The sequence below is a fragment of the Curtobacterium sp. MCSS17_015 genome (assembly GCF_003234265.2).
Lineage (GTDB): Bacteria > Actinomycetota > Actinomycetes > Actinomycetales > Microbacteriaceae > Curtobacterium.
In genome coordinates, this window is sequence record NZ_CP126256.1 from 315,091 (window position 1) to 340,370 (window position 25,280).

General features: G+C 72.0%; 23 protein-coding genes. 11 read left to right on the forward strand and 12 right to left on the reverse strand.

Translation table 11 applies throughout. The features are described from left to right. The first annotated feature begins 122 nt into the window (after nucleotides 1-122). From DEJ18_RS01485 to DEJ18_RS01495, 3 genes are all read left to right on the forward strand, one after another. A complete protein-coding gene (locus DEJ18_RS01485; protein ID WP_111211438.1) occupies nucleotides 123-1,013 on the forward strand; it encodes an SDR family oxidoreductase in 891 nt (296 codons plus the stop codon). Beyond that, nucleotides 1,010-3,553 carry an ATP-dependent DNA ligase gene (locus DEJ18_RS01490; RefSeq protein ID WP_111211439.1) on the forward strand — a complete coding sequence of 848 codons (2,544 nt, stop codon included), beginning with the start codon at nucleotides 1,010-1,012 and terminating at the stop codon, nucleotides 3,551-3,553. Before DEJ18_RS01485 ends, DEJ18_RS01490 begins: the two co-directional genes overlap by 4 nt. 149 nt (nucleotides 3,554-3,702) lie before the next feature. After that, the gene (locus DEJ18_RS01495; protein ID WP_111211440.1) at nucleotides 3,703-3,903 is read left to right on the forward strand and encodes a hypothetical protein; all 201 of its coding nucleotides are present in this window, start codon (nucleotides 3,703-3,705) and stop codon (nucleotides 3,901-3,903) included. Nucleotides 3,904-3,978: 75 nt separating this feature from the next. On the opposite strand, the gene DEJ18_RS01500 is transcribed toward DEJ18_RS01495, so the two are convergent. The 5 genes from DEJ18_RS01500 to DEJ18_RS01520 all read right to left on the reverse strand — a co-directional run bounded on the left by DEJ18_RS01500 (nucleotide 3,979) and on the right by DEJ18_RS01520 (nucleotide 8,995). Further along, nucleotides 3,979-4,158, reverse strand: a complete 180-nt coding sequence (locus DEJ18_RS01500) for a hypothetical protein (protein WP_111211441.1) — start codon at nucleotides 4,156-4,158, stop codon at nucleotides 3,979-3,981. Further along, nucleotides 4,151-5,149 (reverse strand): sugar phosphate isomerase/epimerase family protein, encoded by a 999-nt coding sequence (locus DEJ18_RS01505; RefSeq protein ID WP_181434277.1) that lies wholly within the window; start codon nucleotides 5,147-5,149, stop codon nucleotides 4,151-4,153. Before DEJ18_RS01505 ends, DEJ18_RS01500 begins: the two co-directional genes overlap by 8 nt. A 156-nt stretch (nucleotides 5,150-5,305) precedes the next feature. Beyond that, nucleotides 5,306-5,989, reverse strand: coding sequence for a fumarylacetoacetate hydrolase family protein (locus DEJ18_RS01510; RefSeq protein WP_111211443.1), 684 nt, complete (start codon nucleotides 5,987-5,989; stop codon nucleotides 5,306-5,308). Continuing rightward, a complete protein-coding gene (locus DEJ18_RS01515) occupies nucleotides 5,986-6,453 on the reverse strand; it encodes a GtrA family protein (protein ID WP_111211444.1) in 468 nt (155 codons plus the stop codon). The genes DEJ18_RS01510 and DEJ18_RS01515 overlap by 4 nt, the downstream gene beginning before the upstream one ends. A 67-nt stretch (nucleotides 6,454-6,520) precedes the next feature. Continuing rightward, a complete protein-coding gene (locus DEJ18_RS01520) occupies nucleotides 6,521-8,995 on the reverse strand; it encodes a phosphoketolase family protein (protein WP_111211445.1) in 2,475 nt (824 codons plus the stop codon). Between the two features lie 211 nt (nucleotides 8,996-9,206). Between DEJ18_RS01520 and DEJ18_RS01525 the strand changes: the two genes are divergently transcribed. Continuing rightward, entirely contained in the window at nucleotides 9,207-9,887 is a 681-nt protein-coding gene (locus DEJ18_RS01525; protein WP_111211621.1) for a hypothetical protein, read from the forward strand. Nucleotides 9,888-10,124: 237 nt separating this feature from the next. Here DEJ18_RS01525 and DEJ18_RS01530 read toward each other — a convergent pair whose 3' ends face one another. Beyond that, on the reverse strand, nucleotides 10,125-10,730 hold the full coding sequence (locus tag DEJ18_RS01530; protein ID WP_111209295.1) for a DnaJ family domain-containing protein: 606 nt from the start codon (nucleotides 10,728-10,730) through the stop codon (nucleotides 10,125-10,127). A 122-nt stretch (nucleotides 10,731-10,852) separates the two neighbouring features. Here DEJ18_RS01530 and DEJ18_RS01535 point away from each other — a divergent pair, with 122 nt between their 5' ends. Together DEJ18_RS01535 and DEJ18_RS01540 are read left to right on the forward strand one after the other, a co-directional pair. Beyond that, a complete protein-coding gene (locus DEJ18_RS01535; protein ID WP_258376815.1) occupies nucleotides 10,853-11,362 on the forward strand; it encodes a calcium:cation antiporter family protein in 510 nt (169 codons plus the stop codon). A gap of 75 nt (nucleotides 11,363-11,437) precedes the next feature. After that, nucleotides 11,438-11,914: a calcium:cation antiporter family protein gene (locus DEJ18_RS01540; RefSeq protein WP_258376816.1), complete on the forward strand. Its 477-nt coding sequence runs from the start codon at nucleotides 11,438-11,440 to the stop codon at nucleotides 11,912-11,914. Nucleotides 11,915-11,930: 16 nt separating this feature from the next. Here the strand turns inward: DEJ18_RS01540 and DEJ18_RS01545 are convergent, their stop codons facing one another. After that, nucleotides 11,931-13,748 carry a glycoside hydrolase family 15 protein gene (locus DEJ18_RS01545; RefSeq protein WP_111209296.1) on the reverse strand — a complete coding sequence of 606 codons (1,818 nt, stop codon included), beginning with the start codon at nucleotides 13,746-13,748 and terminating at the stop codon, nucleotides 11,931-11,933. A 235-nt stretch (nucleotides 13,749-13,983) separates the two neighbouring features. Between DEJ18_RS01545 and DEJ18_RS01550 the strand changes: the two genes are divergently transcribed. The 5 genes from DEJ18_RS01550 to DEJ18_RS01570 all read left to right on the forward strand — a co-directional run bounded on the left by DEJ18_RS01550 (nucleotide 13,984) and on the right by DEJ18_RS01570 (nucleotide 21,138). After that, the gene (locus DEJ18_RS01550) at nucleotides 13,984-14,841 is read left to right on the forward strand and encodes a DUF1206 domain-containing protein (protein ID WP_181434085.1); all 858 of its coding nucleotides are present in this window, start codon (nucleotides 13,984-13,986) and stop codon (nucleotides 14,839-14,841) included. Between the two features lie 127 nt (nucleotides 14,842-14,968). Then, complete coding sequence (locus DEJ18_RS01555) at nucleotides 14,969-16,588, forward strand: protein kinase domain-containing protein (protein WP_111209298.1); 1,620 nt, start codon at nucleotides 14,969-14,971, stop codon at nucleotides 16,586-16,588. Nucleotides 16,589-16,644: 56 nt separating this feature from the next. Continuing rightward, nucleotides 16,645-19,011 (forward strand): maltose alpha-D-glucosyltransferase, encoded by a 2,367-nt coding sequence (treS, locus tag DEJ18_RS01560; protein WP_111081944.1) that lies wholly within the window; start codon nucleotides 16,645-16,647, stop codon nucleotides 19,009-19,011. 90 nt (nucleotides 19,012-19,101) lie between these two features. Then, nucleotides 19,102-19,977 carry an SMP-30/gluconolactonase/LRE family protein gene (locus DEJ18_RS01565; RefSeq protein WP_111209299.1) on the forward strand — a complete coding sequence of 292 codons (876 nt, stop codon included), beginning with the start codon at nucleotides 19,102-19,104 and terminating at the stop codon, nucleotides 19,975-19,977. A 54-nt stretch (nucleotides 19,978-20,031) separates the two neighbouring features. Further along, nucleotides 20,032-21,138, forward strand: a complete 1,107-nt coding sequence (locus DEJ18_RS01570) for an alpha/beta fold hydrolase (RefSeq protein ID WP_111209300.1) — start codon at nucleotides 20,032-20,034, stop codon at nucleotides 21,136-21,138. Nucleotides 21,139-21,282: 144 nt separating this feature from the next. On the opposite strand, the gene DEJ18_RS01575 is transcribed toward DEJ18_RS01570, so the two are convergent. The 5 genes from DEJ18_RS01575 to DEJ18_RS01595 form a co-directional block, all read right to left on the reverse strand. After that, nucleotides 21,283-22,479, reverse strand: coding sequence for an NAD(P)/FAD-dependent oxidoreductase (locus tag DEJ18_RS01575; protein ID WP_111209301.1), 1,197 nt, complete (start codon nucleotides 22,477-22,479; stop codon nucleotides 21,283-21,285). 10 nt (nucleotides 22,480-22,489) lie between these two features. Beyond that, entirely contained in the window at nucleotides 22,490-23,290 is an 801-nt protein-coding gene (locus DEJ18_RS01580; protein WP_111209302.1) for an SDR family NAD(P)-dependent oxidoreductase, read from the reverse strand. 13 nt (nucleotides 23,291-23,303) lie between these two features. Then, complete coding sequence (locus DEJ18_RS01585; RefSeq protein WP_111209303.1) at nucleotides 23,304-23,810, reverse strand: Dps family protein; 507 nt, start codon at nucleotides 23,808-23,810, stop codon at nucleotides 23,304-23,306. A 147-nt stretch (nucleotides 23,811-23,957) separates the two neighbouring features. Then, nucleotides 23,958-24,473 (reverse strand): MarR family winged helix-turn-helix transcriptional regulator, encoded by a 516-nt coding sequence (locus tag DEJ18_RS01590; protein WP_111209304.1) that lies wholly within the window; start codon nucleotides 24,471-24,473, stop codon nucleotides 23,958-23,960. A 166-nt stretch (nucleotides 24,474-24,639) separates the two neighbouring features. After that, nucleotides 24,640-25,197, reverse strand: a complete 558-nt coding sequence (locus DEJ18_RS01595) for an NADPH-dependent FMN reductase (RefSeq protein ID WP_111081845.1) — start codon at nucleotides 25,195-25,197, stop codon at nucleotides 24,640-24,642. Between the last annotated feature and the right edge of the window lie 83 nt (nucleotides 25,198-25,280).

Here is a 25,280-nt window from a genome sequence, read left to right on the forward strand (position 1 = left end):
GCGGATCGGCAGGTGCGGCCGGGCGGCCGCTCGCCCTCCACAGCCGGGAGGCACGACCCACGTCCTCCACGGAGGTTGCCGCTCCTGTGTCACCGGACCGGATCCGCGAGCACGATGGGCCCATGAGCCAGCTCGACAAGCAGGACCCCCGGGAGCAGTACGCCCGTCCGCCTTTCCCCGCGCAGACGCAGCAGGGGTCCGGCCGCGCCGCCGACCTCGACCCGCCCGCCGACCACGGTGAGACGAGCTACGAGGGCACCGGGCGGATGCGCGGGTACCGCGTGCTCGTGACCGGGGCGGACTCCGGCATCGGTCGCGCTGCGGCCATCGCGATGGCGAAGGAGGGCGCGGACGTCGCGCTGAACGCCCTGCCGGAGGAGATCGAGGACCTCACCGAGGTGCGCGACGTCATCGCCGACCTCGGCCGGACCGCGGTGATGCTCCCCGGCGACCTCACCGACGAGGCGTTCTGCGGTGAGCTGGTGCGGACCGCTGTCGACCTGCTCGGCGGGATCGACGCGCTGGTGCTCGTCGCGGGGTACCAGCAGGTGCACGAGGACATCACCGAGCAGCGCACCGAGGACTTCGACCGGACGATGAAGGTCAACCTGTACTCGCTGTTCTGGCTGACCCGCGCCGTGGTGCCGCACATGGCGCCGGGCAGTGCGATCGTGACGACGAGTTCGGTGTCCGCGTACCTGCCCCAGGACCGGATGATCGACTACGCCGCCACGAAGGCCGCCATCATCACGTACACGAACGGGCTCGCCCGACAGCTCGCGGCCAAGGGCATCCGGGCGAACACCGTCGTTCCCGGCCCGGTGTGGACGCCCTTGCAGCCGATCAGCTACCCCGGCGACGAGATCGCCGCCTACGGGCAGGACACGCCGCTCGGCAGACCCGCGCAGCCGGTCGAACTCGCCAGCGCCTACGTCTACCTCGCCGGCCCCGAGTCGTCCTACACGTCCGGCACCACGCTGACGGTGGGCGGTGCCACCGGGGTCGCCCTGTGAGCCCCGTGGCGAAGAAGACGACGGTGCGGGTGGGCGACCGACGTCTGACGCTGACGAACCTCGACAAGGTGCTCTACCCGGAGACCGGCACGACCAAGGGGCGGGTGATCGAGTACTACGAGCGCATCGCCCCGTGGATGATCCCGCACGTCACCGGGCGGCCGATGACCCGGAAGCGCTGGGCGAACGGCGTCGACGGCAAGGTCTTCTTCGAGAAGAACCTGCCCGACTCCGCCCCCGACTGGATCCGGCACCACACGATCGCCCACGAGCACCACGACGTCGAGTACCCCGTGGTCGACGAGATGCCGACGCTGGTGTGGACGGCTCAGCAGGCGGCGCTCGAGCTGCACGTCCCGCAGTGGCGCTTCGGACCGCGCGGCGCGCACCAGAACCCGGACCGGATCGTCCTCGACCTGGACCCGGGTGAGGGCGTCGGACTGCCGGAGTGCGTCGAGGTGGCGCTCGTTGCCCGGACGGTCCTGCAGGGGATGGGGCTCGAACCGTACCCGGTGACCTCCGGCTCGAAGGGCATCCACCTGTACGCCGCGCTCGACGGATCGGCGACCGCGCAGCAGGTCTCCGACGTCGCGCACGAGCTGGCGAAGGCGCTGGAGCAGGACATGCCGGACCTGGTGCTGTCGTCGATGAGCCGGGCCGAGCGGGCCGGCAAGGTGTTCGTGGACTGGTCGCAGAACAACGGCAACAAGACGACGATCGCGCCGTACTCGCTGCGTGGCCGGTCGCACCCGACCGTGGCGGCACCTCGGACCTGGGCGGAGCTGACGGAACCGGGCCTGGCGCACCTGACCCTGGACGAGGTGCTCGAACGGGTGCCCGACCTCGGCGACCTGCTGCACCCGGTCGCCGCGGCCTCCCTGGGGGTCGGGCGTGCCGACGCCGGCCACTGGGACGGAGCCCGCACCGAGCAGGTGAACGAGCGCGAGCGACAGGAGCGTCAGGAGCTGCAGGACCGCCTGTCGACGTACCGTGCCAAGCGTGACGCGGCCCGGACCCCGGAGCCGGTGCCGCAGGCGTCGCCGACCGTGCGGACCGACGGCACCCCGACGTTCGTGATCCAGGAGCACCACGCCACCCGGAACCACTACGACTTCCGCCTGGAGCACGACGGCGTGCTCGTGAGCTGGGCGCTGCCGAAGGGGGAGCCGACCGACCCCGGGGCGAACCACCTGGCCGTGCAGACCGAGGACCACCCGCTCGAGTACGGCGGCTTCGAGGGGGTCATCCCCGCCGGTGAGTACGGCGGCGGCACGGTCACGATCTGGGACGACGGCACCTACGAGCTCGAGAAGTGGCGCGAGGGCGAGGAGGTCATCGTCACGCTGCACGGTCGGACGAACGGCGTCCGGCGGCTCGCGCTCCTGCACACGCGCGGGCGGGGGCGGGGCCGGAGCGGTGACGAGAAGAACTGGCTCATCCACCGGACGAAGGACCAGCCGTCGCAGGGGGAGGCGACCGACGGGGCGGGAGCGGAGCGGGCCTCCCGGCCGTCCGCCGCCGGACGCGAGCGGATCGACCGGGCGGCCTCCGCCTCCACCGAACCGGCCGAGCGACGCACCATGCAGGCGTCGCTGCAGAAGGGCGAGCCCGCACTCGACCCGCGGCAGTGGGCGTTCGAGATGAAGTGGGACGGCGTCCGGGCGCTCGCGACCGTCCGGGACGGTGCGGTGCGCCTGCTCAGCCGGAACGGCAACGACCTGACCGACCAGTACCCCGAGCTGCAGGAGCTCGGCGAGCGGGCCGGGGTGGACGGCGTGTTCGACGGCGAGATCGTGGCGCTGGACCGCCACGGGCGACCGTCGTTCCAGCTGCTGCAGAACCGGATGGGACTGACGAAGCCGAGGGAGGTCAGCGCCGCACGGGCGTCCACCCCGGTGCGGCTGTTCCTCTTCGACGTGCTCGAGGCGGACGGGCACGAACTCACCCGCCTCGGCTACACCGCCCGGCGCGAGGCCCTCACCACGGTCGTCGACCCGGGCGGCTTGATCGAGGTCCCGCCGGAGTCCGACGGCGACCTGGCAGCGGCGATGACCCGGTCGAAGAAGCGCGGGCTCGAGGGTGTCGTGGCGAAGAAGCGCTCCTCGCGCTACGTCGAGGGGAGGCGCTCCGAGTCGTGGCTGAAGCTGAAGCACCACGCCACGCAGGAGGTGGTGGTCGGCGGCTGGAAGCCCGGGGCGGGGCGTCGCGAAGGGGGCGTCGGTTCGCTGCTGCTCGGGATCCCCGGCGACGACGGACTCGTCTACGTCGGCAAGGTCGGCACCGGCTTCCGCGACCAGGACCTCGACGACATCGGCGTGCTGCTCGGCCGCACGGAACGGGACACGTCCCCGTTCGTCGACGTCCCCCGTCCGGACGCCCGGGACGCCCACTGGGTCGCACCCGAACGCGTCGCCGAGGTCGAGTTCGCGGAGTGGACCGGCGACGGACGCCTCCGGCAGCCGTCGTGGCGGGGATGGCGCAGTGACAAGTCGCCGGAGGACGTCGTGCGCGAGGTCCCGGAGGAGGTCGTGCCGGACTGAGCTGCTCCGGAATCCGCATGCACGAGCATGGGGTCCGCCCCGGGCGAACTTCCGTCCCCCGTTGTCCGCGCACCCGGGGGACGATCTCGACGAGGCCGCCCGGAGTCCCGAGCACGGCTGTTACGGTCCTCGGGACGGAAGGACGCGACATGGACGCGAGCAAGTACCTGCCGCCGTTCACGCAGGACCAGCGCGGGGATGCGTTGGGGGACCGGCGAGGCGAGCAGGACGGTGGCGAGGGCGGAGCCGTCGGTGCACGACAGGACGACCGACAGATGGTGGACGCCGGAGGCGTCACCGACCCGGAGGCCACCTACGCCGACTTCCTCGGCGACCAGGTCGACGACTGACCGAGCGGCTCGGGGTGCGGGTTGCGGCGAACCTCAGCCCGAGCGCACCAGCTCACGCACGGTAGCCAGAGCGCGTCAGGCCGCGGGAGCCGGCCCGTCGGCGGCGGCGCTGCCGGACTCCAGCGGCAGGTCCTGCTCGGCGGCGGCGCGCTTGTCCGCCTCGCCGGCCTCCGTCGCGGCGGCCTTCGCTTCGTCGATGGCCTCCTGCGACGCACGCAGCGCTTCGTCGTTCCCGGGGTGTGCCTGATCAGTCATGTCCGTCACGGTACGCGGAGGACGCTGGGCCGGTCCGGCGGGGCACGATCCCGTCCGCGGCCAGCGGGGTCACCGGCGCCACCGGCGGCCGCGACGCGTCGAAGTCGACGGCCGACGTCGGGGCAGCGGACGTCGGCATCGCCGGAGCGGGCGGTCCGCCGTGCGCGTCAGCCGCGTCGAGCACCGCGCGGGTCGCGGCGGCGGCGATCCGGAGCGCGTCGCGCAGCGGCATCGCCCGGAGTGCCGGGGTACGCACCTCGACGCCCCACGGCTCGTCGAAGCCCAGGCCGCGGGCGGTGCGGACGAACCCGGGCAGGTCCCACGCCCCGGTGCCGGGCAGGTAGCGGCCGTCGCGGGACTCGTCGGCGAGCGTCATCCCGTTCGGCGTGTGCAGCAGCCCGTCGGTGAGCTCGACGGCGGCGAGGGCCGACGGTGCGACACCCTGCGCGATGGACGCCAGCGTCGAGCCGCCCCGCAGGGCGTGCATCGCATCGAGGAGCAGGCCGCCGTTCGGGTGACCGGCGGCGACGAACCGCGAGGCCCGCTCGACCGTCGCCAGGTTCGACCACGGTTCGGGCTCGAGCACGAGCCGCGCCCCGACCCCTTCGGCCTGCACCGCGAGCCGCTCCCACGCCTCGGCCATCACCGCCAGGGAGACCCCGGGCACCGAGTCGTCGGCGCGGACGACGACCTGCCAGGCGCGCAGGGTCGCCGCCGCCTCGAGCACGACCCCACGGTCGGCGTCCTGGTCGCTCCGGCTCGTGGTCGACCACCAGTCGCCGAGGGTGCCGAGCTGGACCCAGACCACGCCGGCGTCGTCCAGCATCCGGCGCAGGTCGGCGAGACCGGTGGTGGCGCGGACCTCGTGCAGGTCGTCCAGGGCGAGCGCGATCCCCGCGAAGCCGGCGTCGGCGACGGCCCGGATGCGCTCCCGAACCGGTTCAGGCCCGGCCCACGTCCACGACGTGGCGAGCAGGTCGTGTTCCTCCACAGGACCACCTCCATGATCCGGACACGCTCGACTGCCCCGTTGCAGCTGCTGCACGTCCTGTCTGCGGACCGCTGCACCGTTCCCCGCGCAGCGTTCGAGGTCGGGTCTACGCGCACCGCCTCGGAACGCTCACAGCGCACGACACGCCGGCACCCGTCAGACGATCCGTGTCTCGACGACCCCGACGCCGTCGATCGCGCCCCGGAGCACCGAGCCTCGAGCCACGGGTCCGACCCCGTCCGGCGTCCCGGTGAACAGCAGGTCACCGGGCGCGAGTCCGACGGACCGGGACAGGGCCGCAATGGTCTCGGCGACGCTCCATATCTGGTCCGCCAGGTCGCCCGACTGCCGCAGTTCCCCGTCGACGTCCAGCACGATCGCGCCCGACGTCGGATCGACCCCGGCGGCCGGCGTGATCGTGCCCACGGGCGCGGAGTGGTCGAACCCCTTCGCCAGGTCCCACGGACGCCCGAGTCGCTTCGCCTCGGCCTGCAGGTCCCGGCGGGTGAGGTCGATGCCGACCGCGTACCCCCAGACGAGTCCGAGTGCGTCGGCCACCGGGACGTCGCGCCCGCCGCCGCCGAGTGCGACGACGAGCTCGACCTCGTGCTCGAGGCGCGCCGTGACGGGCGGGTACGGGGTGTCCGCGCCGTCGGTGACGAGTGCGTCAGCCGGCTTCCCGAAGAAGAAGGGCGGCTCACGGTCCGGGTCGTGGCCCATCGCACGCGCATGCGCCGCGTAGTTGCGCCCGACGCAGTACACCCGGCGGACCGGGAACCGGCCGCCGGTGCCGGTCGGGACGGTCGGGAGGCCCGGGGCGGGCACGACGAGGTCGATCACGCGTCCAGCGTGGCAGGCCGGACCGGGAACACGAAGCGGTTCATCGCCCAGTACCGGAAGCCCATCGCGATGAACGTGCCGATGACCGGTCCGCTGATGAAGTCGGCGAGTTCCTGCCCCGCGAGGGACACGTTCGGCACCGCCAGGCCGAAGACGTAGCGGGAGATCCAGAGCGGCGCGGAGTTGAGCCCGACGCCGATCACGCTGACGACGACGAACAGCAGGACCTCGTGCCCGGTGCGCAGTTCACCGCGGTCCCCGAACGACCACTTCTTGTTGAGGAAGTACGAGACGACGGTCGCGACGATGATGCCGATCGCCAACGCCGTCACCGGGTGCTGCGGGATGACGAAGAACTTGAGCCCGTAGTTGATGCCCATCGTGATGACGAAGCCGAGGCCGCCGACGACCAGGAACCGGAGCGCGGGGTGCTCCACGAGCGACCGGACGGAGAACGACTGCACCGGGCAACCCTAGACCGGCCCGGCAGGGCGCCCGCTGACGGGCACGCCTTCCGGACCGGCAGTCCTCTCAGCGTCCAGGAGCCGCTCCCTCGGTCTCGCCCTGCCCCGGGTCGCCACCGGTCCCGCCGTCGGACGGCTCGTCCTGCGGCCAGCCGGTGAACTCCCACCCGGAGACGGCCTCGTGGTCCTCGCCGTTCGTGTACGCGAACTCCCGCGCCGCGGTGCGGGCGTCGGTGAGGGCCGTGAGCAGGTCCGCGAACCGGTCGGAGCCGTCGGCCACTCGGGTGAGGGCGTCGTGCGCGAGGGCGTAGCGGTCCATCTCGTTGCGCATGAGCATGTCGAACGGCGAGGTCGTGGTGCCCTGCTCGAGGAAGCCGTGCACGTGCAGGTCGTCGTGACCGTGCCGGCGGTACGTCAGGTTGTGCACGAGCGAGGGGTAGCCGTGGAAGGCGAAGACCGCCGGTGTCCCGGGCAGGAAGACCTCGTCGTAGCGTTCGTCCGACGCCGGGTGCTCGTGCTTGCGCGGGTCGCCGAGTGACAACAGGTCGACGACGTTGACGACGCGGACGCCGACGTCGGGCGCGTGCTTCCGGATGATGTCGGCCGCCGCGATCGTCTCGACGGTGGGGACGTCGCCGGCGCTGACGAGCACGACGTCGGCACGGCCCACGGTCTGCTCCGTGCCGGCCCAGTCCCAGACACCGAAGCCGGCCGCGGCGTGTTCGACGGCGTCCTCGAGGGACAGGAACACCGGCTCCGGGAGCTTGCCGGCGACGATCACCTCGATGCGGTCCGTCGTCTCGAACGCGTGCGTGGCGACGGCGAGCAGGGTGTTCGCGTCGGCGGGCAGCTTGATGCGGACCAGGTCCTGCTGCTTCGACGCCACGACGTCGAGGAAGCCGGGGTCCTGGTGCGAGAACCCGTTGTGGTCCTGCCGCCACACGTGCGACGACAGCAGGATCGTCAGGTTCGACACCGGAGCACGCCAGTCGATGTCGGTCGAGGACTCGAGCCACTTGGCGTACTGGCCGACCATCGAGTCCACGATGTGGGCGAACGCCTCGTACGTGTTGAACACCCCGTGACGGCCGCTCAGCACGTAGCCCTCGAGCATCCCCTCGAGCAGGTGTTCGGACAGCACCTCGATGACACGACCGCGGGTGGCCATGTGCTCGTCGCCGGCTTCCCGTCGGGCTCGCCAGACGCGGCTCGTGACGTCGAAGACCGCGTCGAGCTTGTTCGAGATCGTCTCGTCGGGTCCGAACAACCGGAAGGAGTTCGGGTTCCGCTGCATGAGGGCGGCGAGCCACGGCCCGAGGGTGCCGGTGGCCGACGCGTCCTCGCCGACGGGGACGGCGAACTCCGCCAGGCCCGGGCGGTCGAGCGCAGTGCGGATCCGACCGCCGTTGGCGTGCGGGGTCGCGCTCATCCGCGTCTCGCCGGTGGGCCGGATCGTCTCGAGGATCCCGATGGGCCGGGCGTCCGCGTCGAACAGCTCCTCCGGACGGTAGGAGCGCAGCCACTCCTCGAGCTGCCGGCGGTGTCCCTCGTCGTCGCGGACGTTCGGCAGCGGGACCTGGTGCGCGCGGAAGGTGCCCTCGACCTGCTGGCCGTCGACGACCTTCGGGCCGGTCCAGCCCTTCGGGGTCCGGAGCACGATCATGGGCCAGCGCGGGCGGAGGTCGGCGGCACCGGCCATCTCGCCGGCGGCTGCGCGGGCAGCCTGCGCGCGGGCGGCCGCCTGGATGTCGTCGATCGTCGCGAGTGCGCGGCGGAGCGCCCCGTCGAACAGGGCGTGCACGGCGAACGGGTCGTGGTCCACCCGGCCGGAGTCGACCACGATCGGCTCGTAGCCGAGGCCGCGGAAGTACGACTGCAGGTCCTCGTCGGGGATCCGGGCGAGCACGGTCGGGTTGGCGATCTTGTACCCGTTGAGGTTCAGGATCGGCAGGACCGCGCCGTCCGACACCGGGTCGAGGAAGGTGTGCGCTTGCCAGGAGGCCGAGAGCGGACCGGTCTCGGCCTCACCGTCGCCCACGACGCAGGCGACGACCAGGTCGGGGTTGTCGAGCGCGGCGCCGTACGCGTGCGCGAGGGAGTAGCCGAGCTCACCGCCCTCGTTGATCGACCCGGGGGTCTCCGGCGCCGCGTGCGAGGGGATGCCGCCGGGGAACGAGAACTGGCGGAAGAACCGCTGCAGCCCGGCCGGGTCGGGGGTGATGTCGGGGTAGAGCTCGTTCCACGTGCCGTCCAGCCAGGCGTTCGCGTTCATCGCGGGCCCGCCGTGGCCGGGGCCGCAGATGTAGAGCACGTCACGTTCGGTCTCGCTGATGACGGCGTTGAGGTGCGCGTACACGAGGTTGAGCGCCGGGGAGGTGCCCCAGTGCCCGAGGAGCCGCGGCTTGATGTCGGAGGGTTCCAGCGGCCGTTCGAGCAGCGGGTCGTCGAGCAGGTAGATCTGCCCGACGGTCAGGTAGTTCGCGGCGCGCCACCAGGCGTCGATCGCGCGGATCCGGTCGGTGGACGAGTGCGACGTGGGCATGCTCCACACGCTACGAGGGACCCGATCCGGGGAATCCAGAAATCTCTCCAATCCGATCGGCGAGGGGCCCCGAATCACTGTCACAAGCCGGGAACGGCCCGCAAGCGCTCACCAGCCGCACATCGCTGGTTCTCCACCCCTTTCGCGGGGTGTGTTCGGCGCGCATCCATCCCTGATCCGCGCCGAGCGCGACAAGCAAAGGAACGAAGACATGCGCAAGTCCCTCAAGACCTCGATCACCCTCGCCACGACCGGTGCCCTCGTCCTCGGTGGCGCAGCGTTCGGCGTGACCGCCGCGAACGCGTCCACCCCGGTCGTGCACACCGTCTCCAGCTCCGAGTCGAAGATCCCCGCCCCGGTCGCGTCGGTCCCCGAGGTCCTCGGCGGCGACACCTCCGTCGCCCTCGACAAGGGCTTCACCGACGCCCTGACCTCCCTCAAGCTCACCCCGGGTGTCTCGGGAGATGCGACCCTCGAGGACGGCGCCGTGTCGTTCCCGATCACCTCCGGCTCGGTCACCTACTGGAGCCCGGACGGCGACTACCGTCCCTACGTCCAGGGTCTGCTCAACCACGACGACTCCGGCCTGACCCTGAAGGCCGGCGACACCACCGTCACGCTCGAGAACTTCGTCGTGAACCCGGGCTCGTCGAAGCTCTACGGTGACGTCCTCGTCAACGGTGAGGTCGCCGCGCCGAACGCGTTCCTGTTCGAGCTGCACGGCGGCTCCCTCAAGCCCCTCCAGCTCGAGGGTGACAACGCGATCCTGACCGGCACCACCGTCCACATCTCCGACGACGCCGCGAAGCTGCTCAACGACACCTTCAAGACCGACGCCGTCACCGGCGGCCTCCTGGTCGGCACCGCCACCATCACCGCCCAGATCAAGTAACACCCCGCGTCCACCAGACGCGCAGCACCACCACCAGGACGCCGCCCCGCACCCGCGGGGCGGCGTCCTCGCGTCCCCACCCGAGCACGCCCCGGTTCCACGACACACCGCCACCGCCCCTCCCGGTTCCCGAATCCGCGCACCTCACCCACCGAGATGCGCGAATTGTGGAACCACGGGACGGGCGGCCCGGGACGGGCGGCCGGGCGCGGCGGCGGACGGGAGGCGCGGGGCGCGTCAGCCGCGCCGGCGCCACCACCGGGTCGGTCGGGTCTCGGCCGCCCGCGCGGCCGCAGCGACCGCGTCGGAGGCGAACCGGGCCTCCCGGCGGTCCTTCCATGCGGTGACCTCTGCTTCGACGTCGCGCATCGGGGTGACCACGGGCGGACCGCCGAGCAGCTGCCGGCGCGCTTCCTTCACCCGGGCGTTGAAGTCGACCAGGACGTCCCGCACGTCGGACTCGGCCGAGAGTGCGTCCAGGTGGTCGTCGAGCTCGGCGTCCTCGGTGCGCAACGACAGGGCGGGCGGGGCGATCCCGCGGATGTCCTCGCGTTCGATCTTCGCCTTGATCCACCAGTTCGGGTCGTGCTGCTCGCCGAGCCCGGGCAGCGGCTTGCCGTGGTACGGGTTCCCCTCGAAGACCCCGCGCCGTTCGGCCTCGGCGATCTGCGCCCGCGCGTGCGCGGCGACGTCGGCGGCCTTGAGCAAGCGGCGTTCCTCGCGCTCGGCGCGGACCTCGTCCGGGTCGAGCGAGCCCCGCTCGACCTCGGCGTCCACGAGCTGCTGGTAGCGGTACCGCGCGGCCTTCCGCAGGCGGTCCATCCGGGCATCGACGTCGTTCATCGTCGGACCATGATGCGCCCCACCACCGACCGCGGCCCTCAGCCGGTGACCTCGAACCGCGACGAGGAGCCGATGGGCGCAGGACACGGACAGGACGGGCTCGGCGGTCCAGGGTCGCAGAGGTGGAATCCCTGCCCCTCTGGTTGCTCTGTCTGGTCTTCGTCGCCGGTGCGGCCGTCATCTGGATCGCCGGCATCCAGCTGTCGAAGACCACCGACGTGCTCGATGCCCGGTTGCACCTCGGCAGTGCGCTCGGCGGCCTCATCGTCCTGGCCGTCGCGACGAACCTGCCCGAGATCGCCATCACCGTCAGCGCCGGACTCTCCGGGTCGATCGAGGTGGCCGCCGGCAACATCCTCGGCGGCATCGCGATCCAGACGGTGGTCATCGCCGTGCTCGACGCCTTCGGCAAGCGGGGGAAGGGCGTGCGACCGATCACGTACCGTGCGGCGTCGTTGGCGCTGGTGCTGGAGGCGATCGTCGTCGTCGCGGTCCTCGCCGTGGTCATCGCCGGCAGCCAGTTGCCACCGGACCTCGTCGTCGCCCGGCTCACCCCCGACGTCGTGCTCATCGCCCTCATCTGGATCGTCGGGCTCTTCCTCGTGCAGCGCGCCGGCAAGGGGCTGCCGTAGCACGAGAGCGGTCACGCTCCGGACGCCAGCCCGCACGCCTCGGGACACCGCACCCGCAAGCCGGACGACCCGCCGATGAGCACCCGGAGGGCCGCGGTCGTCTTCACGGTCTCGGCGCTCGCGACCCTCGTCGCCGGTGTCGTGCTCGAGCGGGCCGGTGACGCCGCCTCCAGCCAGATCGGGCTGTCCGGCGTGCTGTTCGGCGCGACCGTCCTGGCCCTGGCGACGAGCCTGCCGGAGATCTCCACGGGCCTCCAGGCCGTCCGCCAGGGCGACGACAACCTGGCCGTGTCCGACGTCTTCGGCGGGAACGCGTTCCTGCCGGTGCTGTTCCTCGTGGCCACGGTGCTCTCCGGCAAGGCGGTGCTGCCGCAGGCGAACGCGAGCGACGTCTACCTGACGGCCCTCGCGGCGCTGCTGACGCTCGTGTACGCGGTCGGGCTCGTGTTCCGACCGCAGCGGCGGATCGTCGGGATGGGCGTCGACTCGTTCGTCGTGGTCGTGCTCTACCTGGTCGGGATCGCGGGCCTCGTCGCGATCTCCCTCGGCTGAGCGCCGCCGGCCGCGGTCACTGCTCGGCCGCGACGTCCTCGATCGTCAGCGCCGCCTGGATGAGCGCCAGGTGCGACAGCCCCTGCGGGATGTTGCCCATGAACGAGCCGTCCTCGCTGAGCATCTCGCCGAAGAGCCCGACGTCGTTGGCCTGGTCGACCATCTCGTCCATCAGCTCCCGCGCGTCGTCGATGCGGCCCACGCAGGCCATCGCCGCCGCGAGCCAGAACGAGCACGCGACGAACGGCGACTCCTCGTCCTCGATCCCCGAGTAGCGGTAGACGAGCGGGCCGCGCTGGAGCTGCTCCTCGATCGCCCGGATCGTCGACGCCATCCGGGGGCCGCGGTCGAACGACGACATCGCGTGCAGCAGGATCGAGGTGTCGAGGGCATCGCTGCCCGGGTACATCACGTAGTGCCCGAGTTCCTCGTCCCACCCGTGCTCACCGACCCACTGCTCGATGAGCTCGCGGTTCTCGAGCCACTTCTCGCGCGGGCCGTCGATCATGCCGGCGTCATGCAGTTCGACGGCCGCGTCGAGCGCCTGCCAGCACCCGATCTTGCTCGTGACGTAGTGCTGCGCGTCCTGCAGCTCCCACATGCCGGAGTCCGGCTCGACCCAGCGGTGGCATGCGTCGTCGGCCAGGTCCTGCAGCACCGTCGCGGTCTTCCGGTCGAGGACGTTGCCGGCGCTGACGTACTGCCGGAGGATCGCGAAGACGTCGCCCCATACACCGAGCTGGAGCTGGTCGCCCGCGCGGTTGCCGATCGTCACGGGGCCGATGCCCCGCCAGCCGGGGACGTCACGCTCCTCGACCCCGTCGGTCTTCGACCCGTCCAGGCCGTAGAAGATCGGCATCGTCTCGTCGTGCTCGGCGATGGTGCGCATCACCCACGACACCGCGGCGTGCGTCTCCTCGCGCAGCCCGAAGCGCGTGAGCGCGTGCACCGTGTAGGCCAGGTCGCGGACCCAGGCGAACCGGTAGTCCCAGTTCTTGCCGCCGGTGCGGTCCTCCGGGAGGCTCGTGGTCGGGGCAGCCGCGATCGCGCCGGTAGGCGAGAAGATGAGCAGCTTCAACGCGAGGGCGCTCCGGTGGACCGCTTCGGCCCACGGGCCGTCGTACTCGAACTCCTTCGACCACGCCGACCAGTTCGCGATCGTGCGGTCGACGCCCTCGAGGCTGCGCTCCGGCTCCGGCAGGAAGATCGGTTCGTCGTGCGTGCCGACGACCGTCAGGATCCCCTTCGACCCGACGGACGTGGTGAACCGGCCGGAGAACCGCGGACCGTCGTCGTGCACCGGCTCGAACCCCTGCTCGACGATCGCGATGGTGACGCCGTCGATGCCGATGACGGTGCCGTTGCCGGTGTCCAGGCGCTTCGGCTCTGCCGTGCCCAGCAACGTGCCGGGGACCACCGCCCACTCCATCTCGACCGACCCCTCGACGCCCTGCACGCAGCGGCCGATCTCGGCCCAGGGCAGCCGGCCCGCGACACCGGTCACCATCGCGTCGGTGACCGTGGCCGTCCCGTTCGGGGTCGTCCAGGTCGTGACCAGGACGTTCGTGCCGGGGAGGTACTGCCGGGACACCTCGGCGTCGTCGTCGACGGGCCGGAGCGCGACGTGCCCGCCGTGCTCGGCGTCGACGATGCTCGCGAACACCGGGGGTGAGTCCATCGACGGGATCGGGAGCCAGTCGATCCGGCCGTCCCGCGCGATGAGCGCCACGGTCCGGCCGTCGCCGATCGCTGCGTAGGACCGCAGCGGGACGTACCCGTCGGTGCGTTCCTCGTTGTCGGTCGCATCGGGTGTGTCTCGTGTCCGTTCCGGCATGGTCCCATCGTGCCCCGATCGGCTCCGCGTGTGGCGCGTCGGGCGTACCCCGCTCCTCGGCTCGGCTCGGCTCGGCTCGGCTCGGCTCGGCTGGGCACGGCTGCGGACGCGCAACGCGCGCCGGTGGCGGACGCGGGGCCCGGGGCGGGCCGGGTGCGAGCCTCCCGTCCGGCGGTGTCGGCATGCCGACCGGGCCGACCGGACAGCGGCTCTCCGGCCGGGCAAGCTCGGTGTGGTGACCGACGCAGCCCAGGACGCCGCCCGTGAGACCGGACGACAGGCGCGCCGCGCCGCCGACAGCAGGTGGTTCGAGACGACGGCCCGCGCCGGGTTCGTCGGCGGCGGTGTGGTGCACCTGCTCATCGGGTACCTCGCGGTGCTGCTCGGCGTCGGGAACGCCACGGCCACCAGCGGCGCACAGGGATCGGCATCCGGTGACACCGACCAGTCCGGTGCCCTCGCGCAGCTGGCTTCGGTCCCGGGTGGAGTCGTGCTCCTCTGGCTGGTCGCCGTCGGCACCGCCGCGCTGATGATCCGGCTCGTCATCGAGGCCGTCGTGGGCGGCCGCACGGACGACGCGCGGGCCTGGCTGAACCGGGCGAAGAACGTCGGCAAGGCCGTGGTCTACGGCGTGATCGCGTACTCGGCCGCCAGCTACGCACTCGGCGCCGGGAAGAGCTCGTCCGGCTCGACGAAGAGCGCCGCCGCGACCGCGCTCGCGACGCCGGGCGGTGTCGTGCTCCTGCTCGTCGTCGCCGCGGTGGCGATCGCGATCGGGATCGGGCTCGTCGTGATCGGGGTCCGTGGATCCTGGAAGAAGAACCTCCGGCCGCAACCGCAGTCCGTCCGGCGGACGGTGTCCGTGCTCGCCACCCTCGGCTACGTGGCGAAGGGCATCGCGGTCGTCATCGTCGGCGTGCTCGTCGCGGTGGCCGCGTTCCGCAGCGACCCGGAGCAGGCGAGCGGACTCGACGGCGCCTTCGACGCCCTCCGGTCGATGCCGGGCGGGTCCGTCGTCCTCGTCGTGGTCGGGCTCGGGTTCGCCGCGTTCGGCGTGTACAGCTTCTTCCGCGCTCGGTACGCGCGGATCTGACCGCGTCCACGGGATGGTCGCGGACACCGCGGCCCGGGCGGTGCGATGATGCATCGCGGCGGCACGTCGCGCGTCGCCTGCGCCCGTGACGAGCGTCGCGGTCCGCCCACATCGAAGACGAGGAAGCATGGCTCCGACGGAGGGACACCAGGAGGCCGCCGCGCCCCTGGCAGGCCGGTACCGCCTGGAGCAGGTGATCGGCCGCGGCGGGATGTCGGTCGTGCACCGGGCGTGGGACGAGAGCCTGGACCGGCCGGTCGCCGTGAAGCTCTTCCACCCGGGCATCGTCGACATCGCCCGTCAGGAGGCCGAGCAGGGCGTCCTGGCCTCGCTCGACCACCACAACCTCGTCAGCCTCCTCGACGCCGGCGTCGTGGAGGACCAGAACGGGTCGCTGCAGCGGTTCATCGTGATGGCGCTCGTGCACGGTCAGGACCTCGAGGAGCGGCTGTCGCTCGGTCCGCTCGCCTCGCGGCACATCGCCGAGATCGGCTACGACATGGCCGAGGCGCTCGACTACATCCACGCGCAGGGCGTCGTGCACCGCGACATCAAGCCGTCGAACATCCTGCTCGTCGACTACGGCAACGGGTCCGACCGGGCACGTGCCCGGCTCACCGACTTCGGGATCGCCCTGGCGGCCGGCGTCGAGCGGCTCACCGCGGACGGCGTCACGACCGGCACCGCCGCCTACCTCAGCCCGGAGCAGGCCAGGGGCGCGGACGTCGGCCCGGCCAGTGACGTGTACTCGCTCGGGCTGGTGTTGCTGCAGTGCTTCACCCGTCGGCGGGAGTTCCCCGGCTCGCTCGTCGAGTCCGCGCTCGCGCGGCTCTCACGCGACCCCGTGGTGCCGGAGCCGCTGCCCGACCACTGGAAGCAGGCGCTCGCGGCGATGACCGCACAGGACCCGGCGGCGCGGCCCGTCGGTGCCGAACTCGTCGCGCTGCTCCGGCACGTCGTGCTCACCGACACGGCGAGCGACGAACCGGCCGACGTGGCCGCGGCGGATCCCGCGGCCGGTCGTGCCGTGGCGGAAGCCGCGTCCGGGTCGGGCTCGCCACCTGCGTCCGGCTCGGGTCCGGCGCCTGCTTCCGGTTCGGCGTCGGGGGAGGACGACGGGCGACCGACGACGCTCGACGTCCTGCCCGAGGAGGCGCTGCAGCGCACCACCGCGATGGCGGCACGGCTGTTCGACGCGCCGATCGCGCTCATCGAGGTGCTCGACGAGGACCGGGAGTGGTCGCAGTCGTACGTGGCCGACGGCGTGGACAAGTCCGCCCGGAGCATCACGTTCCGGAACGGGTTCGCCCCGGTTCCGGTGCCCGTGGTGATCCCGGACGGGTCGACCCACCCGGAGATGCGGAACAGCCCGCTCGTCACCGGGCCGCTCGGCATCCGGTTCTACGTCAGCGTGCCGCTGGTCCGGCACGACGGCGCGACGGTCGGCACGCTCGCGGTGCTCGACTCGCGTCCCCGCACCGCCGACGAGGCCGACATGGCGAACCTGCGGGACCTCGCGGCGCTCGCGGTGACGCAACTGGAGCTCCGGCAGGAGTCGTTGCGCACCGGCACCAGCGACGCGGTCCCGATCGCGCGGACCGGCAGCACACCGTCCGGCAGGCCGCAGAGCGGTGGCCCGCAGACCGGTGGGCCGCAGGCCGGCGGTGCACGGACCGGCGGTGCACGGACCGGCGGTCGGCACTCCGGGGACGTCCGGGCGGCGCCGGAACCGGACCGCGCCGGCTGACCCGCCGAACCGGCGACCGTCGTCGGGGACGCATGACTAGCGTGGGAGACGTGGACATGGACGACGAGGCACCCCGGATCGACGAGCAGGTCGCCGACGAGCAGATCACGGGCGGACGGTTCCCGGTCGACCGGGCCGGGGCCGACCAGGGCGACGGCGGTGCGACCGCGTCCGCTGCGGACACGGCCGACGAGGACGCGACCGACGAGGACGCGACCCCGACGACCCCCGAGATCACCTACGACGAGCAGCTGTACCCGGCGCGACCCCGTCGGCTGCGCCCGCGGGCCAACCTGCGCGGCGGAAGCCTGCAGCGCCGGTTCTCGGACCCCCGCGCGGCGAACGGCGAGAACCCGGCGTACATCGAGTGGCTGGTCCGCCAGTCGATGCTCAAGGACGCCGACGTCCTGAGCCGACAGCTCTCCGGCTCCCCGAGCATGTGGCGGAACCCCTACGCCCGACCAGACGCCCGACGGGCCGTGTCGACCTCGGACGTCTGGTTCACCGCGTACCCGATCTCGCTCATCACCCGCCCCGGGGAGTCGTTCCTCACGGCGCTCGCCGACCCCGAACTCTGGACGGCCTTCGAGCGCATCGGCATCAACGGCGTGCACACCGGACCGGTGAAGCGCGCTGGCGGCATCCGCGGCTGGCAGGAGACCCCGAGCGTCGACGGCCACTTCGACCGGATCGGGACGCAGATCGACCCGACCTTCGGCGACGAGGAGACGTTCCAGCGGATGACCGACGTCGCCGAGGAGCACGGCGGCAGCATCATCGACGACATCGTGCCGGGTCACACCGGCAAGGGTGCGGACTTCCGTCTCGCCGAGATGGCGTTCAAGGACTACCCGGGCATCTACCACATGGTCGAGATCCCGCCGGAGGAGTGGCACCTGCTCCCGACCGTGCCGGAGCACCGTGACTCGGTGAACCTCGACGCCGCCACCGAGTCCGCCCTCGCCGAGCGCGGGTACATCATCGGCGAGCTGCAGCGCGTGATCTTCCACCAGCCCGGCGTCAAGGAGACGAACTGGAGCGTCACCGCCCCGGTCGTGGGCGTGGACGGCGTCACCCGGCGCTGGGTGTACCTGCACTACTTCAAGGAGGGGCAGCCGTCGGTCAACTGGCTCGACCCCACGTTCGCGGGCATGCGCCTGGTGATCGGCGACGCCCTGCACTCCCTGGGCGACCTCGGGACGAGTGCGCTCCGACTCGACGCGAACGGGTTCCTCGGCGTCGAGAAGAGCGCCGAGGGGGCACCGGGCTGGTCCGAGGGTCACCCCCTCTCGCACGCGGCGAACCACGTGATCGCGGGCATGGTCCGGAAGGTCGGCGGCTTCACCTTCCAGGAGCTGAACCTGACGATCGAGGACATCCGCGACACCGGGGCCGTCGGCGCCGACCTGTCGTACGACTTCATCAACCGGCCCGCGTACCACCACGCCCTCGCCACGGGTGACACCGAGTTCCTGCGGTTGACGCTCCGGACCTCCCTCGAGCTCGGCGTCGAGCCGGTCAGCCTCGTGCACGGCATGCAGAACCACGACGAACTCACCTACGAGCTCGTGCACTGGGCGACCCTGCACCAGGAGGACGTCTACACGTTCCACGGCGAGGAGACCACGGGTGGTGCGCTCGCCGAGCGGATCCGCGCGGACCTCACCGAGGCGCTGACCGCACCCGCAGCGGACTACAACCTGGTGTTCACCACGAACGGGATCGCGTGCACCACGGCGTCGCTCATCGCGGCGACCCAGGGGCACACCGCCCTCGACGACATCACCGAGGAGCACGTCCCGCAGATCCGTGACGCGCACCTGCTGCTCGCCGCGTTCAACGCCTGGCAGCCCGGTGTCTTCGCGCTCTCCGGGTGGGACCTGCTCGGTTCGCTGACGCTCCCGCAGGAGCTCGTCACGGACCTCATCGCCGAGGGCGACACCCGGTGGATCGAGCGTGGCGCGCACGACCTGCTCGGCGTGGCCCCCGACACCGAGCGATCGGCGTCCGGCATGCCGCGGGCCCGCTCCCTGTACGGCCCACTCCCGGAGCAGCTGGAGCGGCCGGACTCCTTCGCGTCGCGGCTCGGCGAGCTCCTCCGCGTCCGCACCGAGTACGGCATCGCCTCGGCCCGCCAGGTGGACGTGCCCGAGGTCGCGCACCGCGGGATGCTCGTCATGGTCCACGAGCTCGAGTCGACCGACGAGCAGGGCGAACCGATCGTGCAGATCACCGTGCTCAACATGACCGACACCGCGCTCGACGGCACGATCCGCTCCGAACAGCTGCCGCACGGTGCGACGGTCATCGACGCGACGGACCACGCCGAGCTCGGCACGGTGGACGACCTGTGCAGCTTCCCGCTGAGCATCGGCGCCTACGGCTCCCGCTTCCTGGTCCTCCGCCGGCCGACCGAGCAGTGAGCACCAACGCCCGTGGCGTCCCGCGTGATCGGGACGCCACGGGCGGTCGGCTGAGCAGCCCGGCACCCGTCGACCGGTAGACCGGACGGCATGACGACGAGCGCCACCACCGGTCCGGTCACCGTGTTCTCCGACGTGCGGGCGACCCTCGCCGAGAGCATCGTGTGGGACCCCGGGCAGCAGGTGGCCCGCTGGGTCGACATCCCGGCCGGCACGCTCACCACCGCGGACGCCGACGGGCAGGTCGTGCGCACCGTCCGGCTCGACCCGCCGCTGCCGTCGTTCCAGCCGCGTGCCGACCGGGGCTTCATCGCCGCGCAGGACGACACGGTCGTGCTCACGGACAGCGACGGACACGTCGAGCGGGAACTGGCGGGGGTGCAGCACGCGAACGACCAGATGCGTTTCAACGAGGGCAAGTGCGACCCGTTCGGGCGCTTCCTGGTCGGCAGCATGGACCCCACCGACGGACCGCCGGCCGGGGTGCTGTACGCGTTCTCGCCGGACGGGTCGGTGCGGGTCCTGCGGAGCGGGTTCGGCACCACGAACGGCATGGAGTGGAACGACGACGGCTCCGAGATGTACGTCACCGACACCGACACGAACACGATCTACCGCGGTCCGTACGGGCCGGACGGCGAGCTCGGCGACCTCGAGCCGTTCATCGACGGTGCCGCCCACGACGGCCTGGTCCGTGACGACGAGGGGTGCTTCTGGGGCGCGATCTACGGAGCGTCGCGCGTGGAGCGGTACGGCCCCGACGGCGCACACCTCGAGACGGTCGAGATCCCGGCGCCGAACGTCACCTCGGTCGCGTTCGGCGGGACCGACATGTCCCTCCTGCTCGTCGGGACCGCGCGGGAGAACCTGACGGACGAGCAGCTCGGGGACGCGCCGCACTCGGGGTCCGTCTTCGCGGTGCCGACCCGGGTGCACGGACGCCCGGCCTTCCCGTTCGGCGGCTGACGGTCGGCCGCTCGCGGTAGCCTGGGCGACCGCCAGTCACCGCGAGGAGCGCCAGTGAACGACGAGCACGACCAGGGGACCACCGTCCCACCGGGCGCCCCGGACCCGGCCGGCGAACTCGCGCACGCCGAGGACGCCGACGTCGAGGTCCGTGTCGACCGGATCGCCGTCGACGGCACGTACGTGCGTGTCAGCTCGATCGGCGAACCGGGTGAGCGGGCCTTCGTCCTGGTCGCCGGCCTCGGCATCGCGTCGACGTACTACGAGCGGCTCGCCCCGCACCTCAACGAGAACGGGCCCGTGCACGCCCTCGACCTGCCGGGCTTCGCCGGCGTGCCGCGGTTCCGTGGTGCCGTGTCGATCGAGCGCTACGCCGACGCGGTCGAGCAGGTCATCGACGACCTGCGCCTGCACGATCCGGTGCTCATCGGCCACTCGATGGGGACCCAGGTCGTCACCGAGGTCGCCGCCCGCCGGCCCGAACTCTCCGACGTGGTGCTCATCAGCCCGGTCCTCGACCCGGCGGCGCGGTCCGTGCGGAAGGCCGCGCTCCGCTTCCTGCGTTCGGCCGTGCACGAGCCCGCCGCGGTGCGCTGGCACGCGATCACGGCCTACGCGCTCTGCGGGTGGCACTGGTTCCGGAAGGTCCTGCCGGAGATGATCGCGTACCCGATCGAGGAGCGCGCCGCCGACGTGCACGCACGCACCCTCGTCGTCCGCGGCGAGCACGACGCGCTCGTCCCGCGCGCCTGGGTCCGACGGCTCGCCCGTGCCCTTCCGTACGCGGTCCTCCGCGAGGTCGTCGGTGGGGCCCACTCCGTCATGCACGCGCAGGCGGACGCCGTCGCGCGGCTCGCGGTGGCCCACGTCGACGGACGCCTGCCCGACCGTGGCGTCTCCTCGCTCCAGCGGGTCCGTGACGACTCGACCGCGTCGGACCTCGACCGCCTCAGTGCCACCGACCGGTGGCTCGTCGTGAAGTCGCGCTTCATGGAGCTGGCCGGCATGGCGAAGGGCGACGACGAGCAGCTGGAGGAGGCGAAGTCGGCCCACGCCGTCGCGATGGCCGACGGCGACGGCATCCCGGTCGACGCAGATGACCGCGAGGCCGTGGTCGAGACGGTCGCGCCGGAGCGGCGCGGCGACCGCCGGCCCTTCTGAACCGCCTCGCACCTCGGCTGCCCTGACCCGGACGACGGGAGGCCCGGACGCACGGAAGGCCCGGACGCACGGGAGGCCCGTGACGGGTCCCGCAGGACCGGACACGGGCCTCCCGTCCGACGACCTGACCGGCCGGCCCTTCGCTCAGTCGGCGGTGATGGTGCCGGGCAGCATGTCGGGCGTGAGCGCGTGCGCCTCCGCGAGGACCTTGCGGGCCTCGTCGGTCTTGCCGGACACGTTCCAGAGCAGCACGCCGGCGACCAGGTCGTCGTCGTCCAGGTGGTAGACGACGCCCCGCTCGTTCGGCTCGGCCCAGTCCTCGACGGTGCGGAGCGACGAGGACACGACGCCGACGGCCTCGTACCCGAGGTCGAAGACGTTCGAGTAGAACATCGGCGTGTGCTCGTACGGCTCGTCGGCGCCGGCCAGGTTCCGGCCGGCCTGCCGACCCTGCTGCTGGGCGTTGTCGACGTGCTCGACGCGCCGGGTGCCGAGCAGACGGTCCGGGTAGGACGCGACGTCGCCGGCGGCGAAGACGGCGGGGTCCTCGGTGGCGAGCGTCGTCGACACCGTGACGCCGTCGTCGACCGCCAGGCCGGCGTCCTCGGCGAGCTGCGTCGTCGGGTCGATGCCGAGACCGGCCACCGCGGCGTCGGCCGTGATGGTGGAGCCGTCGTCGAGCGTGAGTGTCACGCCGTCCGTGGTCTCCTCGCCGGACTCGACGCGGCGGCCGGTGCGGACCGTCACCCCGGCGTCGACGAAGCGCTGCTGGAACGCGGCGGCCAGGCCCGCGGGGAACATGTGGCCGCCGAGCACGTCGTCCGGGGTGACGAGCGTGACGCTGGCTCCGTTCTGCACGAGGCCAGCGGCGATCTCGGTGCCGATGTAGCTCCCGCCGACGACGACCACGTGCGCGTTCGCGTCGGCGTGCCGGCGGAGCGTGCGGTAGTCGGCGGCGCTGCGGTAGTTGAGCACCCGGTCGGACGGCACGAGACCGGGCAGGTCCCGCGGGCGGCCGCCGGTGGCCAGGAGCAGGCGCTCGTAGCCGACCGTTGCGCCGTCGTCGGTCGTCACGGTCCTCGCGTTCCGGTCGATCGACGTCACGCGCGTGCCGAGCACGAACGTCGCGCCGGTCTCCTCGGTGTGCAGGTCGACCTTGTCGTCCCAGCTGAAGTCCGGGTCGGTCCAGAGCTTCTTCGACAGGGCAGGGCGGGCGTACGGGCGGTCGACGTCCTCGCTGATGACCCCGATCGTGCCGTCGGGGTCGAGCTCGCGGATGCCGCGGGCAGCGGAGTCGGCGACCATCCCGCCGCCGACGACGAGGTAGCGGTGGTGGGTCACGGGTCCTCCGTCAGATGGTTGCGACCGAGCCGGAGTCGACGCGGTAGTTCGAGCCGTTCACGAAGCTGGCGAGTTCGGAGCAGAGGAACGCGACGACGTTCGCGACCTCTTCCGGCTCACCGCGGCGCCCCAGTTCCATGTACGGACGCTCGTCGTCGAGGAAACTCGAGATCGCCTCGTCGAACGAGGTGCCGAGCTGCTTCGACCGCTTGTCCATCATGGCGTCGGTCATCGGGGTGTGGATGAACGCGGGGGAGACCGTGTTCACGAGCAACCCTTCCTCCGCGTAGGACCGCGACAAGCCCTTCGCGAACGACAGGACACCGGCCTTCGCGGCGCAGTACGGCAATTCGTCGTCGTACGGCTGCGTGGCGTCCTCGGACACCAGGTAGACGATGCGACCCCAACCGCCGTTCCGGAGGTCCCCGATGAACTCGCGGGTGATCCGGACCGGGCCCATCAGGTCGACGTCGAGCGTCTCCTGCCAACCGGCCTCGTCGATCTCGTGGAACATCCCCTGGGCGCCGGTGACGCCCGAGGACTGCACGAGGATGTCGATCTCGCCGACGGCGTCCCGCACCTGCTCGTGCAGGGCGGCGAGACTCGCGGCGCTGCGGACGTCCGCGGCGAACGCGTGCAGCTTGCCGACCGGCGCCTCGAGCTGGTCGGCGCTGGTGTCGAGTCGGCTCTGGTCGATGTCGGTGACGACCACGGTGGCGCCCTCCGCGAGGAGGATGCGCGCCGTGTTCCAGCCGATGCCGGAGTCACCACCGAAGACGAGAGCGGTCTTGTCCTGGATCCCGAGGTCCACGTCCGGTCCGGACTTACTCGTGCTCGGAGGCTTCGGCCACCGCGGCGGTCGTCGCGCTCGCCAGCGGCGTCCGGGGTGCACGGTTCTCCGCGCTGACCATCCAGGCGAGCTGCTCGAGACGCTCGATGAAGCCGTGCAGCAGGTCGGCGGTCGTCGGGTCCTCTTCGTCGACCTCGTCGTGCACGTCGCGCATGGTCGCGGTGGTCTGGTAGAGGCGCAGCGTGATCAGGTCGATGGCGTCGTGCGTGAGCACCTCGCCGTCCGGGAACGCGTCGAGGTGGGTCCCCGCAGCGACGGTCGCGGAACGACCGTCCGGGACGGCGTAGAGCGCGCGCATGCGCTCCGCCGTGTCGTCGGCGAACTCACGGGCGGCGTCGACGATCTCGTCGAGCTGCAGGTGGAGGTCGCGGAAGTTGGTGCCGAGGATGTTCCAGTGGGCCTGCTTGCCCTGCAGGTGCAGGTCGATCAGGTCGACGAGGACCTTCTGGAGGTTGGCAGCGAGCTTGTCCGACGCGTGCATGTGACGACTCCTTCTTCTCGGTACTGACCATGCCGGTCTACCCGCTCCGCCACTGTGGGCTCCCAGTGGGTGTCGAGGTGGCGTCCCCCGAGGTGTCGGCCGGCACGGTGTTGGGTGGCGCGGTGTCGGCCGGTGCCTCGTGCGAGGTCAGTGTGCGACGACGGTCGGGTCGACCTGGTCGACCGCGGTCCGCATCCGGTCGAGGAACACCGCCACGACGCGGGCGTCCTGGGCGGTCATCCCCTCGGCGATCTCCATCATGCGGCGGTGCATCACGCCGAGCGTGGCACGCACCTCGGCGTCCGTCTCGACCGTCGGCACGATGATGAGACCGCGTCGGTCGGTGGGGTGCGGCTCGCGTCGGACGTGGCCGCTCTTGACGAGGCGGTCGACGAGGATCGTCGTCGAGGCCGACGAGATCTTCAGGTAGGCGGAGAGGTCCTTCGGGCTGACGGAGCGTCCGGCGCGCTGCGCCTGCAGCAGGTGACGGACGGCGAGCAGGTCGGTCTCGCCCATGCCCATCGAGTCGCGGGTGCGTCGGCGCATGGCCGTCTCGGCGGCACGGTAGCGCCGGAGGGCGTTCAACACGGCGACCCCGCGCTGGGTCGCGTCGTCGTCCGGGAACCAGTACCCGGACGCCTCCGTGATCTCCTGCGTGGTCATCCCGGAATTGTAATCCGTCTGGTAGCGAGGCTGTCTAGCGATGCGACAGACGTACAGCAGACGGACGGGAGGCTCCCCACCCGCTCATGGGGAGCCTCCCGTCCGGCCCGCGGTCGCCCCGGGTGGTTCGGGGCGTGTCGGAGGCGTCCGGTGCGACCAGGGGCGCCTAGGCGGCGACCGGTGCGCCTGCCGCGTCGGCGAGCGCGGTGAGGGCACCGCGCACCAGGCCGACGACCTCCTCGTCCTCACGCGGGTGGGTCTCGGCGAAGCGGACCACGGACTGCGGGATCGCGACCTTGACGTCCTCGAGGACCTTCGCACCGGCGATGCCCGCGGCCTTGCGGGCCTCGTCGTGGGCCCAGACGCCGCCGTACTGGCCGAAGGCGGAACCGATGACGGCCACGGGCTTGCCGGAGATCGGCGACGACCCGAACGGACGCGACGCCCAGTCGAGCGCGTTCTTCAGCACCGCCGGCATCGTGCCGTTGTACTCGGGGGTGACGAGCAGCAGTCCGTCGGCGTCGGCGACGGCCTGGCGGAACGCGACGGCGGCGGCGGGCGGGGTGTCGCCGTCGAGGTCCTCGTTGTAGAAGGGCAGGTCGACGATGCCGTCGAAGACCGTGAGCTCGATGCCCTCCGGTGCGTGCTGCACGGCGGCTTCGGTGAGCTGGCGGTTGGTCGATCCGGCGCGGAGGCTGCCGACGAGGGCGACGATCTGGGTCATGGCGTTCCTTCTGGTCGAGATGGTTCAGCCGACAACCAATCCGTCCGACGCGGGATTCCCCACCGGTGACGAGCGGCGTGTCC

What these genes read in the sequence shown, in the direction of transcription:
- DEJ18_RS01565 (WP_111209299.1), top strand. Translation starts at nt 19,102, where the DNA reads ATGACGACGAGCGCCACCACCGGTCCGGTCACCGTGTTCTCCGACGTG.
- DEJ18_RS01540 (WP_258376816.1), top strand. Translation starts at nt 11,438, where the DNA reads ATGAGCACCCGGAGGGCCGCGGTCGTCTTCACGGTCTCGGCGCTCGCG.
- DEJ18_RS01530 (WP_111209295.1), bottom strand. Translation starts at nt 10,730, where the DNA reads ATGAACGACGTCGATGCCCGGATGGACCGCCTGCGGAAGGCCGCGCGG.
- DEJ18_RS01555 (WP_111209298.1), top strand. Translation starts at nt 14,969, where the DNA reads ATGGCTCCGACGGAGGGACACCAGGAGGCCGCCGCGCCCCTGGCAGGC.
- DEJ18_RS01520 (WP_111211445.1), bottom strand. Translation starts at nt 8,995, where the DNA reads ATGCCCACGTCGCACTCGTCCACCGACCGGATCCGCGCGATCGACGCC.
- DEJ18_RS01545 (WP_111209296.1), bottom strand. Translation starts at nt 13,748, where the DNA reads ATGCCGGAACGGACACGAGACACACCCGATGCGACCGACAACGAGGAA.
- DEJ18_RS01590 (WP_111209304.1), bottom strand. Translation starts at nt 24,473, where the DNA reads ATGACCACGCAGGAGATCACGGAGGCGTCCGGGTACTGGTTCCCGGAC.
- DEJ18_RS01500 (WP_111211441.1), bottom strand. Translation starts at nt 4,158, where the DNA reads ATGACTGATCAGGCACACCCCGGGAACGACGAAGCGCTGCGTGCGTCG.
- DEJ18_RS01485 (WP_111211438.1), top strand. Translation starts at nt 123, where the DNA reads ATGAGCCAGCTCGACAAGCAGGACCCCCGGGAGCAGTACGCCCGTCCG.
- DEJ18_RS01495 (WP_111211440.1), top strand. Translation starts at nt 3,703, where the DNA reads ATGGACGCGAGCAAGTACCTGCCGCCGTTCACGCAGGACCAGCGCGGG.
- treS (WP_111081944.1), top strand. Translation starts at nt 16,645, where the DNA reads ATGGACGACGAGGCACCCCGGATCGACGAGCAGGTCGCCGACGAGCAG.
- DEJ18_RS01525 (WP_111211621.1), top strand. Translation starts at nt 9,207, where the DNA reads ATGCGCAAGTCCCTCAAGACCTCGATCACCCTCGCCACGACCGGTGCC.
- DEJ18_RS01585 (WP_111209303.1), bottom strand. Translation starts at nt 23,810, where the DNA reads ATGCACGCGTCGGACAAGCTCGCTGCCAACCTCCAGAAGGTCCTCGTC.
- DEJ18_RS01595 (WP_111081845.1), bottom strand. Translation starts at nt 25,197, where the DNA reads ATGACCCAGATCGTCGCCCTCGTCGGCAGCCTCCGCGCCGGATCGACC.